This is a genomic window from Corallincola platygyrae, assembly GCF_039544265.1.
In the GTDB taxonomy this organism is placed as follows: Bacteria; Pseudomonadota; Gammaproteobacteria; order Enterobacterales; family Neiellaceae; genus Corallincola; species Corallincola platygyrae.
Genome location: NZ_BAABLI010000015.1, coordinates 69365 through 81178, shown reverse-complemented (window position 1 = coordinate 81178; position 11814 = coordinate 69365). Strand labels below are relative to the sequence as shown.

General features: G+C 49.0%; 11 protein-coding genes. 5 read left to right on the top strand and 6 right to left on the bottom strand.

The window, feature by feature from the left end; translation table 11 throughout:
* Positions 1-168 precede the first annotated feature (168 nt).
* Genes ABEA14_RS13145 through ABEA14_RS13135 form a run of 3 tightly spaced genes read right to left on the bottom strand, consistent with a single transcriptional unit; the run spans position 169 to position 1993 of the window.
* Positions 169-924 carry a class I SAM-dependent methyltransferase gene (locus ABEA14_RS13145; RefSeq protein ID WP_345340480.1) on the bottom strand — a complete coding sequence of 252 codons (756 nt, stop codon included), beginning with the start codon at positions 922-924 and terminating at the stop codon, positions 169-171.
* The gene (locus tag ABEA14_RS13140; protein WP_345340479.1) at positions 924-1622 is read right to left on the bottom strand and encodes an LrgB family protein; all 699 of its coding nucleotides are present in this window, start codon (positions 1620-1622) and stop codon (positions 924-926) included. Before ABEA14_RS13140 ends, ABEA14_RS13145 begins: the two co-directional genes overlap by 1 nt.
* Positions 1619-1993, bottom strand: a complete 375-nt coding sequence (locus tag ABEA14_RS13135; protein ID WP_345340478.1) for a CidA/LrgA family protein — start codon at positions 1991-1993, stop codon at positions 1619-1621. The genes ABEA14_RS13140 and ABEA14_RS13135 overlap by 4 nt, the downstream gene beginning before the upstream one ends.
* A gap of 108 nt (positions 1994-2101) precedes the next feature.
* On the opposite strand from ABEA14_RS13135, the gene ABEA14_RS13130 reads away from it, so the two are divergent.
* Positions 2102-3112 (top strand): 2-hydroxyacid dehydrogenase, encoded by a 1011-nt coding sequence (locus ABEA14_RS13130; RefSeq protein ID WP_345340477.1) that lies wholly within the window; start codon positions 2102-2104, stop codon positions 3110-3112.
* A 186-nt stretch (positions 3113-3298) separates the two neighbouring features.
* Positions 3299-6169, top strand: coding sequence for a choice-of-anchor Q domain-containing protein (locus tag ABEA14_RS13125; protein WP_345340476.1), 2871 nt, complete (start codon positions 3299-3301; stop codon positions 6167-6169).
* 83 nt (positions 6170-6252) lie between these two features.
* Here ABEA14_RS13125 and ABEA14_RS13120 read toward each other — a convergent pair whose 3' ends face one another.
* The gene (locus ABEA14_RS13120) at positions 6253-6798 is read right to left on the bottom strand and encodes a DUF308 domain-containing protein (RefSeq protein WP_345340475.1); all 546 of its coding nucleotides are present in this window, start codon (positions 6796-6798) and stop codon (positions 6253-6255) included.
* 403 nt (positions 6799-7201) lie between these two features.
* Here ABEA14_RS13120 and ABEA14_RS13115 point away from each other — a divergent pair, with 403 nt between their 5' ends.
* Complete coding sequence (locus tag ABEA14_RS13115; RefSeq protein ID WP_345340474.1) at positions 7202-8116, top strand: carbohydrate kinase family protein; 915 nt, start codon at positions 7202-7204, stop codon at positions 8114-8116.
* Between the two features lie 17 nt (positions 8117-8133).
* On the opposite strand, the gene ABEA14_RS13110 is transcribed toward ABEA14_RS13115, so the two are convergent.
* On the bottom strand, positions 8134-8499 hold the full coding sequence (locus ABEA14_RS13110; RefSeq protein WP_345340473.1) for a DUF3192 domain-containing protein: 366 nt from the start codon (positions 8497-8499) through the stop codon (positions 8134-8136).
* A gap of 348 nt (positions 8500-8847) precedes the next feature.
* On the bottom strand, positions 8848-9450 hold the full coding sequence (locus ABEA14_RS13105) for a PEP-CTERM sorting domain-containing protein (RefSeq protein ID WP_345340472.1): 603 nt from the start codon (positions 9448-9450) through the stop codon (positions 8848-8850).
* 243 nt (positions 9451-9693) lie between these two features.
* Between ABEA14_RS13105 and ABEA14_RS13100 the strand changes: the two genes are divergently transcribed.
* Together ABEA14_RS13100 and ABEA14_RS13095 are read left to right on the top strand one after the other, a co-directional pair.
* The gene (locus ABEA14_RS13100) at positions 9694-10347 is read left to right on the top strand and encodes a BUD32 family EKC/KEOPS complex subunit (RefSeq protein ID WP_345340471.1); all 654 of its coding nucleotides are present in this window, start codon (positions 9694-9696) and stop codon (positions 10345-10347) included.
* A 281-nt stretch (positions 10348-10628) separates the two neighbouring features.
* On the top strand, positions 10629-11804 hold the full coding sequence (locus tag ABEA14_RS13095) for an efflux RND transporter periplasmic adaptor subunit (protein WP_345340470.1): 1176 nt from the start codon (positions 10629-10631) through the stop codon (positions 11802-11804).
* Positions 11805-11814: the final 10 nt, after the last annotated feature.

Sequence of the window (11814 nt, the reverse complement as noted above, 5' to 3'; positions counted from 1 at the left end):
CTTTGCCCTAACCGCCCGAATAAAAAACACGGCAAAGGCTCCGCCGCGACAATAGGGCGAAGTATAAGAAGGGGGCGTTACACTTTTTTTACACTGTTAAAAAGTTTGACACCATTCGCAGGAACTTTGGTTCAGCGCAATTATTGCGCTGCTAGCAAACCAATAGTTTTAACAAAAGTAGATATCAAATCGATGGGTTTTGGTTTTGATCTGTGCGTCTGAAGGTTTATCAGCCAACGGAGGCGCATAATCTGGGCGTTTCACCACAACCCGTTTGGTCGCCAGAGCCAATGCCGGTGCCAGCAACGCGTCTGCATCCTGATCCGGTCCCAACAGCTGTTGAAACAGCCGCATCTCTTTTTTGACCTGAGCGGATTTTTTCCGATGGGGATACATGGGGTCGAGATAAACCACCTCCGGGCGCTCACCAGACCAGTCACTCATCAAGTCACTGGAGGCGCCAGGAATAAGTGTCATTCGGTCACTGATCCAGTCACCTATTTCGCTATCCATAACCGCGCGATTGAGTCCATCCTGCAGCAATGCAGCTGCGACTGGCGAACGCTCAAGCATAGTGACATGACAACCGATAGAGGCCAGCACAAACGCATCCCGACCTAATCCTGCTGTAGCATCCAATACCGTTGGCGTGGATTGGCCACGGGCACCGACCGCTTTTGCTACCGCTTCACCTCGCCCGCCACCATGCAAACGACGATGGCGGGAGCCACCACCGGCAAAATCAACACTCACCGCCCCCTGCTTTTTGTCACCTGCATCGCGCAACGACAACCGCTCCGCGTCCAACCAAAGCATCAATCCCTCTTTGGGCAACTGCTTAACAGGCACAAAGCCCCACTGCGCCACCAAACGATTCAGATCGTCGGTGCGCTGGGGGAGATCACAATGAATGGGTAACGGCATCAAGCAAACCACTGCAACAGAACAGGCACCATCAAGGGCGCGATAATGGCGCTGATGGTAGCAGAAATCACCAAAGACAGCGCACTGTATGCCCCCTGCTCTCCGCCTTCCTGCACAATACGCGCAGTGCCCAGGGCATGACAGGCGGTACCCATGGCAATACCACGAGACTTAGGCTCAGTAATCTTCATCCAATTGAGCACTGGAATACCTGCAATGGCACCAACTAATCCAGTCACGATCACGGCGATAGCACCCAATGAAGGTGTGCCATTCATCTGTTCAACAATCATCACCGCGATAGGTGTCGTCACCGATTTCGGCGCCAGTGAAACGGCGATCTCATTGGCCGCACCAACTAACAAGGCAAGAATGACAGTACTCATCAGCGCAAACAGCGTGGACAGGGTTACTACCATCAGCACACCCGGCAGTTCGCGGCGTATCTGTTTGAGCTGTTTGTACAGTGGAACGCCCAACGCCACCACTGAGGGGGCAAGCAGGTCACTGAGCCAATGACCACCAGCCTGATAATCCTGATAGGGAATATCGAACCCAAGCAGAATAGCCACCAACACTAATAGTGCGATAAGTACCGGATTAAGCAGAGGATGGTTCCAGCGCTTTTGAAGCGCCATTGCGCCGAGATAAACAGCCACGGTAAGCAACAGATAAAATAACGGCATTATCCAGTTCATTGACGACGCTCCAGCCACTGAAACAGCCAACCCGCCAGCCCCATAATCACCACAGTACCAAACAGGCATGTCACAATAATCGCAGCCAGACTACTGGACAACAGTTCGAGGTTATCCACCAAACCAACACCAATAGGCACAAACAGCAACGCCATCCAACGGATCAGGAAATTAGCACCGGCTTCCACCCAAGCGAGCTTGACCACACCCAGGCTGAGCAGTATTGCCAGCAGGATCATGCCTGCAATGCTGTCAGGCAGCACACCCTGGGTCAGATCTGCCACCCAGCGCCCGGCAAAAAGACAGGCCAGCAGGACTATGGCACTGGAAAGATAAGACCCGGCATGACGACAGAGGGAAGGAAAATCCACGGATGACTCCCAAAAAAATGTGATCTGCATTATATTTTGAGCCTTATCAAGCGGCAAACATTTACGCCGTTTCTTCTCTTTTTATTGCGGCTAATTCCCTGAGGTACTATGAAAATTTGTCTGTTCAGCGCCAAAAAATATGACCGCGAGTTCTTCGACAAGCGAAACAACGACTACCAGTTTGAGCTTGAGTACTTTGATATTCACTTGGAACCCAAAACCGCCACCCTGGCACGTAATGCCTTTGCAATCTGTGCTTTTGTTAATGACGATTTAGGACGAGATACCCTTCAGATCCTGGCCAGCCAGGGCATCAAGCTGATCCTGATGCGCTGTGCCGGATTTAACAACGTTGACCTCGATGCCGCTCGTGAACTGGGCATGCGTGTCGCACGGGTTCCTGCTTATTCACCAGAAGCGGTCGCCGAACATGCCATCGCTCTGGTGATGACACTTAATCGCCGTATCCACAAAGCATACCAACGTACCCGAGATGCAAACTTCTCGCTGGAAGGCCTGACCGGATTCAATATGCACGGTCGCACTGCGGGCGTGATTGGTACCGGCAAAATTGGTTTAGCAACCGCACGTATTCTGAAAGGCTTTGGCTGTGAAGTTTTAGGCCACGACCCCTACCCCAATCCCGCCTTTGAAGAGTTAGGCGGTCGCTACGTGCCTCTTGATGAACTGCTTAGCCAAAGTAAAGTGATTTCACTGCACTGTCCGCTGACACCAGAAAACAATCATCTGATCAATGAAGCGTCATTGGCCAAAATGCAGCCAGGTACGGTGCTGGTCAATACCAGTCGTGGTGGACTGTTGGATTCGGTAGCGGCGATTGACGCCCTCAAGCGCGGCGTGCTGGGAGGACTGGCGTTGGACGTATACGAAAATGAGCAGGACCTGTTCTTTGAGGATCTCTCAACCGAAGTGATTCAGGATGATGTGTTCCGCCGACTCTCAGCCTGCCACAATGTAATTTTCACGGGCCACCAAGCATTTCTCACCAGCGAGGCGCTAGCGGCGATCGCAGAAACCTCATTGGGGAATGCAAAAGCATTTCTCGAGGGGCGCTCCAACGGCAATGAGATAATCAACGAGTCACCAGATCAGCATTAATCAACCCTATACCCACCAATAAAAAAACCGCCGCTCGGCGGTTTTTTTATTGGTCTCAAAACGATCCAATCTAAGCCAAATGATTTGCATCACTAAATGCTTATAAAAACATCACCCTAAGATAGTGGTTATGTTAATTTTCTGTGCGCTTTTGGTTATAAAAAAACAAAAATGGAATGGAGTAATATGGATAAGTTAAGGCCTTTGTCGCTCATTGGATTGATAACTCTTCTCTCCGCCTGTGGTGGTGGAGGTGGAGGTGGCAGCGAAGGTGGCGGTAATACAACCCCTCCCCCTTCCCCCGAACCAAATATCGGACATTACGACGGTATAACGACCGCTGCAGATTTAGAAATGGAGTCCATTTCACCTTATCTGCTGGCTGTATTTGACGGCTTTGATTTCGAAGAAAGCTTGTCATTTGAGGCCAGTCCCATGGAGATGCATGCATTACCAGTGATCAAGCAAGCAAAATCCAGCCATCTTGCCAAAGAACGTGTTGATGAAGCACTTAACTGCGAATCGGGTTCCGGTAGAATTTCAGGCAATCTTGACGACGACGATGGAACCGGCACGTTAACGCAAGAGTTTAATAGCTGTGTAATCAGTGGCGTAGAGGTTAATGGTGCCATCATTATTGAGTTCGAACGTTGGAACCTAAATACCGCGACACCAGCGGACATGACCTTTATCTACGATGAGTTCAGTGTCGAAAGTCAGTATGTTGGTTTGACCGTCGCCGACGGACAAATTGAGATTCGCAATAACGATACCTGTCAGCGCAGTTATCACTTTGAAATGAATTGGGACAATCCTGGTTCCAATGACGATATCTATTACCACAATTTCCAGCAAAATTTTATCTGTGAAAATGGGCAAGACTTAATCTCTATGACAGGCCAGGTATACATTGGCGCCTTTGGTTTTGTTAATGTCACCACGCCAGAGCCTCTGGCCCTTGATAGGTATGCAGCACAACAATATTATCAGCCCTATGCAGGCCATCTGCGACTTAGCAATGAACTGGCCACAGCGGATATCACGATCACCTCTAGAGAAGATCTCTATGATGCCCCTGAAGCCACTATCACCCTAACTCACCAAAACAACATCAAAGAGATGCGCATTGGCGCAAGCCTTTTGGTTGACCCTGTTTATGGTGACCTAAGCGATAGTGATCAAGATGGTATGCCCGACGGCTGGGAGCAGTTTTATGGCCTATCAACAAGGCTAGATGATTCCAGCGAAGACTTGGATGGGGATGGAGTCAGTAACCTGCTTGAATATCAGACCGGATACGCGCCCAATGAATCCAGTTTCAGCCCTTCCGCAGCATTGGAAGCGCACCTTCACTACGAAGGGCCTAATGACGCAGGCTTCAGCAACCTGGAGGTGGGACAGCAGGCATCAGTCAAGATTGCTGTGGGAGGCAATGTACATTCCGGACTGATCGATTACCTATCCCAGGCAGGTTACTCAATTAGAGTAGATCTGGGCAGCGAGCCAGGGTGGAGCTTTTCAGGTCCTGACCAGTGTACGCTCGAGTTAGACTCACCGAACTACATTCTGCAGTGTGAAAACCTGCCCTTAACTCCTTTCTTATCTGAGGACCGTGGAGAGTACAAAGCGATAGATGACCTGGTTACCCTGACCTTTGTGCCAGAGCGCCAAGGGTTCACTCAGCCCTCGCTCCTGTTGACGGACATGCTCGGACGCCTAACGTCTCGCTCACTGGAAACTATCTATATTCAAGGAGCGGACTACCAGGTTATGCCACATAGTATGTTGCAAACGTTGCCTATCGGCGACAATCCAAGTTTCGCGACAACCGCCGTTCGGATTACCGGCACTGGCTCGGGTACTCCCATCCGTGTAACCGTGAGCGGTGAAATCATTGAAGCCCCTGAAGGTGCCAGCTTTGCGGGTATCGAAGATTATCAATACAGCTTGGAAAACTGCGTCTTGGAAAGACTGTCTTTCAGCTGCACGACTTCGGAAAGACCTGAGGAAGACAACTTATATAGTTCAGAAACCGTGTTTTTCTTCATGCTAAATAAACCAGTTTCGACTGGAGAGCTACGGATCCGTTATACAATAACGACAAGCTATGAAGGTGGTACTGAACATGTAAGTAACACAGAGAGCACCGTCCTCTTCGGCAATCCTGCTGCACAACTTCAAAATCTTATAGACGCATCCTTAGCGTCAGATCCAAACAGTGTGGTTACTCTGCCCTCAGGCATTTATGTTGGCTCATTGGATACACGTGGTGCGGAGATCGTTGCACCTGCGGATCTGCAGCTCTGGCTAACAAGTGGCGATAGCTTCTATAACGGAGATATGCCGGGTGCAACACTGTCGATTGCTGCAAACTCAACTCTTCAGGGTGGCGAGTACTTCGTATTATCACACCCGATAGTGATGTCTGAAAACAGTACGATACAAGACGCTTCTATTCACAAGCTGTCAGCAGGGAGCAGCGCTCTGGAACTGCTCAGTAGCGGCCTGATCCAACGTAACAGGTTTATGTTTGAGGCCGAACAGCAGGACGATAACATCAGCGGTATGATCACAACGTGTTACAGCTGTCTCATCAATATCCAGAACAACCTTTTTGTTTCTAATCTTGCCAACAGCCCCGTCGTAAATGACTGGGGAGGAGATGGAGAGATCAATCTGATACACAATACAGTGGTCAATTTCTCCAGTTTGCTTCAAATAGGCGAAATACCTGCGTCGGTGTACAGGGTTGAAAACAACCTGTTCTACCGCGAGCAGGACTTACCTCAAACAAACGCCATTACAGGTTTCGGTGGTGCGCAAATCTCTGTTGAAGGCAACTTACTACCATCAATTGATAGTCACTGGGCAGGAAGCAATGTTATCAGCGATGCGCCAGAGCTATCTGGGGTTGGCTATGCACCGCTTTCATCGAGTGCAGCAGTGGATGCTGGAGTGACGCCCACGACACCAATCTTGGACGATCTTAATGGCAATCTACGTCCTGTGGGTGAAAGCTATGACATTGGTGCAATAGAAGTTCAAAGCTTTCAGTAAGAGGTAATTTTCTGCAGATTATATAGAGTGAGCAATGTTTAGTTGCTCACTCTATTCTATTCAGATCGTTGTTAACCCCACATTCAGGATTCAGCCTCAAACATCACCGGCGTTTGGCCGACTTTGTTCCATAGGTTGATGCCCTGCAACAGCAGGCTGACACCAAAACCGATACCGATCAACCAGGCAACGCCTGTCGACCCTGCCAATACAATCAAAATGCCCAAAGCGACACTGAAACCACTCTTCAGTTTGGCTTTACCAGCGTTTGCGGCGTGATTGGCTGAGCGCCAGTTAACCCAACCGATCAGAATAAAGAAAGCACCCAACGCAAATGCCGCCAGACCAAGGGTTAGCTTGGGCATAAACAGGATGATGACTCCAAATATTAGATACCCCCAATAGAGCACTTCTGACAGCGTCTTATAACCTGCACGCTTGATACGGCGACTAACTGCCAGTCCAAACACACCGGTCAGAGCAATGGCGATCCCAACAACCATGGCAGCAGCTATGCCAACATAAAACGGCAGGATTATCGCAAGCCCGCCCATAATCATCATGGCCACGGACACTGCTCTTACTGCGGCTCTTGCCTTTGGCGTCATTGCTGTTGTCGTCGCTACCATTCCAAGCTCCTCACTATGCACAACTTAATTTTATACCAATCCGCATAAAGATATGGTCAACCAGGAAGCCTGGGTAAGTTCAATTCAAGGCGCAGTCATGCAGCAATGATTGTTCCCTTGCAAATGGCTGCAACGCAGAAGTGGGCTTGCCCAGACTTCCCCGCAGGGCGGGTTTTAAATCACTTTATGCAGCGTTAGCTGATTTCGGCGTAGAAAAACTATGCCTTCAATCACCTGCCTTGCCTAAAGTGATTTCAATTCCCGCTGGTAGCTCATATTCTTATGCGGATTGGTATTAGTCATGATCCACGTCTTCTTTGCTTCTCATATAGGACAAATTCAGTCAGATTTAGTGCGCTACTTCAGTAAAAAAACAAAATTAAACAATTGAATAGGTACTGACATGGACAAGCGGATTCTGGTTTCGGGGCTGATCAATATTGAAACCACCTTGGCAATCGATGGTTTCCCCCTTAACTATTTTCCCGTCACCTATGCCTTCGATAAAGTCCACAGCACCGTTTCTGGCGTCGGTTACAACGTCGCTAAAGCGCTGCACACCCTTGGCAATGATATTGATATTACCTCCCTAATCGGGCAGGACCTCAATGCCAAACTGGTAAGGGCAGACATGGCCCGTATAGAACTCGACGATACCCATATCTTGTCGACCCTGGCGGAAACACCCGCCTCCGTTATTGTTTATGGCCAAGGCGGTGAACGGCAGATCCACGTTGATCTGAAAACCATTCAAGACACGGCATACGATGTAGCACTTTTCGAGCAACAGCTGGAAGGGTGTGAACTCGCAGTGATGTGCAACATCAATTACAACCGCGCCCTATTACCTTTAGCGAAAAAACACAAAGTCTCACTCGCTACCGATGTTCATGTCTTGGCGGATCCCGATGACGAGTACAACCGTGATTTTATGGCCGCCGCTGATATTCTATTCCTCAGTGACGAAGGCCTGCATGGTCGCTTGCCAGAGTCGTTGATCAACGAACTCTTTCAACGCTACCAAAACCAGATCATCGTGATGGGACGTGGCAGCCAAGGCGCACTGATGTTTGTTGCCGAAGACCAGCAGTTCTATCACGCCAATGCGCTACAAACTCGCCCTATCGTCAGCACCATTGGTGCTGGTGATGCGCTGTTTTCCGCCTTTATCCACACCTGGCTGGCTACGGGTAATCCATACGTGTCGATTCAGACAGCGGTTAGGTTTGCCTCGTGGAAAATCGGAGAAAAAGGTGCTGCCGAGGGTTTTTTAAGCGCCTCCGAACTAGAGACGCTTATCAAACAACACCCTTTCTAAGAGGCTAAGCTGATGGCTTAGATACGTTCCAACGCGGTATTACCCCAACCTACAAGACTGCCGTTTTCAAACACCAGCGGTGTACATTCCGACTTGCTGGTAATGCCGTCTTTGTGTTGACGCTGAGTTCGGTAGTATAGGATGCGGAAAGACTTTTCTTCCTTCGCCAGCTTCTCGTCGAAGTCCGCCGTACCCATAATTCCACGGACATCCGTCAATGCCATGCCGAGATCCAGCTTTTCCAGTTTCTTACGGTTCTCGTGCTCACGATCTTCCCAATCGGAATGCATGCGAACACTGTCACCATCTCCCCCAACGGCAATCACACAGCCGCTCAAACTCAAAGGCGCCAATAGCGCCAGTACTACCCATAGTTTTTTCATCATGAATTCCCTGTTGGTTTTTACTATGTCGAAAAGGACTAGAGCAAAACAGAGGCCAACTAGGTAACACATTGTTTTTGATAGGTTTGACTGTTTATTGCTTGATTATTTAAAAACCTGACTTGAGGATATTGACCACATCATTGTGAAGTTGACCAACTGCATATGCGCTGAAGCAAACGCAAACCCAACTCGAATTCAGAACATCGTCGCTCCATCACATTAGCATGCCCCACGAAGTGTTTTGGGTACCATGTGACCGCGACATACCGTTCGTCCTGAACACAGTGTGCCCTTTGGGTATAAAAAAGCCCCGCATTGCGGGGCTTATTGTAATTCTAATGAGGACTAGCCGTTACGACGACGGAACCCTGCAAAGCCAGCAAGACCCAAGCCAAGCAATGCCAAAGTGGCTGGTGCCGGAACAGCAGCTTTGCTGAAAGTAAAGTTATCCAGGGCAAAGTGGGTGCCTGAGCCGTTCAAGTTACCATTCTGGACACCACCAAAAGAACGGAACTTCAGCTCATCAATGCCAAAGAAATTGAAATCGAACCAGGTAGCACCTGAAGTATCAACACTCACAGTTTGTTGATATTGCTGCGCACCACCCAACAGGCCGGTTACTTCAATCTGCAGACCATCATTCCATGCACCGGTCAGATAAGCACCTTCAAAGTTAAACGCACCATTTGATACAGCAACATCACTGGCAAAACCGTTCAACGCTACATAGTCGCCAGAAACGGTGCCCGTCTGATAACCACTTGGCGTGTAGGTTGGTGTATGCAGGATGTAAAAATCACTACTCCAAGTAAGCCCACCGTAGTTGGTAGGAGCAAGGTTAGTGAATCCGGTTGCATTGGTGATGTCATCAAACGTCAGCACGTCTGCAGATACATTTGCTGCCATCAAAGCACTTGCAACACCTAACGCTAATACTGCTTTTTTCATTTCCTTTCCCCAAACATAGATTGTTGTTATCGGTACCAGCTAAGCAATTGAAGTGCCAAATCTTAACTACCTGTATTTATTGTGTTTTCAAAGAAGTCAGAGGTCTAACATCTAGATCTTTGTAAATAAAATCAACGCTATATAGCACTTTACTTATCAGCGTTTTATTGATGGGAAACATGGTGAACAAGGTCGCGGACAGCAAAAATGAGCTGTTTTCGCGCAAATATTCAGAGAACCCGAATGAGTCCGGACCAGCAAGTTGGCAATGTATTGGAAACCGAGCAAGGACCACTGCGCCTGGAGCAGCTACTTGGCCGAGGCAAATCAGGCTATTCCTATCTGGCGGTACATAATGGCTGCAAATACGTCGTCAAGCTGATGCATGACGAACCCTGTCCCTACTACGACTTTGGCAACCAAAACAAAGTTACACTCGAGCTGAATGCTTACCACCATCTGGAAAGATACGGCGTGCCGGTACCCAAATTACTCAGTCACAACGAACAGGAAGGCTTTCTGGTTAAGTCATATATTGATGGCGTCCTAGCCAATGATCTTATTGCCAAGGGCAATGCCGAAGCTGTGATATCAGACCTTTACCAAATCTCTCATATCGCCAAGCGTGCTGGAGTCAATCTGGACTACTTCCCTGCTAACTTTGTCAGTACGCCTGATCAGCTGTTCTACGTGGATTACGAGCACAATCCCTATGATCCTCAGTGGGACCTTGATAACTGGGGAATTTACTATTGGGCTAATCAAGAAGGCATGACCAAGTTTCAGCAAACCGGAGATATATTGCACCTCAATCAGGATCATAACTCCGGGATACCAATCAAAGCCCCGTTGCAACACACGGTGGATTGCTGGAAACAAAAATACCAGCGCAGTTAATCCAATCGCCCCCACCTCCTGTAAACGACTACAATTGTGTCAAACTCTTTGATTCAATGATGAATTTATCAAATTCATAGCTATTTGAATGAATATCGCGCAGTCTTAACATCAATGTACGATGCTTTAGATCTTGCATCACTCAAATCTGAATCTGCGTGTTGCTGTCGATATCGCAACACGCCAAAAACTCAGAGTTCGCTCAGCATGGCTTTTCATGTCGCAGTCGCTTGAGCATTATCGCCTTGGATATTTGGGAATTGACGTCTTTTGAGGTTCACATGAACAAAGCAAATGGAAATCGCTACGGCGCTGCTGTGTTGGCGCTTGCAGGCCTACTGGTGATAAGCGGCTGCGACAATAAACAACCACCGCCACAAGCCCCCAAGCCCAGTGTTACCGTGGTGAAAGTTGCGACTGACTCAATAGTGCCCAACAGCCAGTTTGTCGGCCGAACTCAGGCCAATGAAGACACCACTATCAATGCGCGCGTTTCCGGCTTGCTACTGCGTCGTACTTTTTCGGAAGGGGCAGACGTGAAACAAGGCGACCTGTTGTTCGAAATCGACCCAGCGACTTACAAAACCGAAGTGAATCAAGCACAGGCGCAGTTAGACCGCGCCATCGCTGCTAAAAAAGTGGCCCTTGCCAACTATAACCGTGGTAAAGAGATCTTCGCTGAAGGCGTTATTAGCGCTAAAGAGATGGATGAACTCACCGGCAACAAGCTGGAAACGGAAGCGGAAGAATCCAAAGCGCGTGCAGCATTAGATGCAGCCAAACTTAACTTGAGTTACACCCAGATCACTTCGCCAATTGATGGTCGTATCAGCCGCGCTAACGTGTCTGCAGGTGATTTGATATCACCAGATCGCGCACTAGCCACCGTGGTTAACCTCGACCCAATCGAAGTGCATTTCCAAGCCAGTGAAAAAATCGTAGCCAAATATCGCAACTTTGGCGCCGACGGCGCAGAAGAAGCCCTTGAAGCCGGCGACCTGGTAATAAAAATGCGCCTGCCTAACGGTGAAATGTATGAACTGGACGGCAAGATTGATTTCGTCGACAACCGAGTAGATGCGGCCACAGGTACCCTGGCCATTCGCGCACTGTTCCCTAACCCTAATCGCGCCCTGCTACCAGGCATGTTCGTCACTGCCATCGTTAATGCACCTTCACAAGTGGAAGCGCTGCTGATCCCGCAAGTCGCCATTCAGGAAGACCAACTCGGTCGTTTCGTTTTAGTGGTGAACGCAGAAAGCAAAATTGAAAAGCGCCAGGTCACCATGGGCAGTCGTTATGGTGTCAGATGGCAAGTAGAATCTGGCCTGAAAGAGGGCGAGATGATCGTGGTGGAGGGGCTGCAGAAGGTTCGACCTGGATTGGAGGTCACCACCCAGATGGCGGAAGCGATGCCATTTGAGCAAAGCTCTGGCAAAAAAAGCGCTGGCAAATAGGTAGGGGTCC

Coding starts and splice junctions, on each gene's coding strand:
- ABEA14_RS13145 (WP_345340480.1), bottom strand. CDS start 924: ATGCCGTTACCCATTCATTGTGATCTCCCCCAGCGCACCGACGATCTG.
- ABEA14_RS13140 (WP_345340479.1), bottom strand. CDS start 1,622: ATGAACTGGATAATGCCGTTATTTTATCTGTTGCTTACCGTGGCTGTT.
- ABEA14_RS13130 (WP_345340477.1), top strand. CDS start 2,102: ATGAAAATTTGTCTGTTCAGCGCCAAAAAATATGACCGCGAGTTCTTC.
- ABEA14_RS13125 (WP_345340476.1), top strand. CDS start 3,299: ATGGATAAGTTAAGGCCTTTGTCGCTCATTGGATTGATAACTCTTCTC.
- ABEA14_RS13120 (WP_345340475.1), bottom strand. CDS start 6,798: ATGGTAGCGACGACAACAGCAATGACGCCAAAGGCAAGAGCCGCAGTA.
- ABEA14_RS13115 (WP_345340474.1), top strand. CDS start 7,202: ATGGACAAGCGGATTCTGGTTTCGGGGCTGATCAATATTGAAACCACC.
- ABEA14_RS13110 (WP_345340473.1), bottom strand. CDS start 8,499: ATGAAAAAACTATGGGTAGTACTGGCGCTATTGGCGCCTTTGAGTTTG.
- ABEA14_RS13105 (WP_345340472.1), bottom strand. CDS start 9,450: ATGAAAAAAGCAGTATTAGCGTTAGGTGTTGCAAGTGCTTTGATGGCA.
- ABEA14_RS13100 (WP_345340471.1), top strand. CDS start 9,694: ATGAGTCCGGACCAGCAAGTTGGCAATGTATTGGAAACCGAGCAAGGA.
- ABEA14_RS13095 (WP_345340470.1), top strand. CDS start 10,629: ATGAACAAAGCAAATGGAAATCGCTACGGCGCTGCTGTGTTGGCGCTT.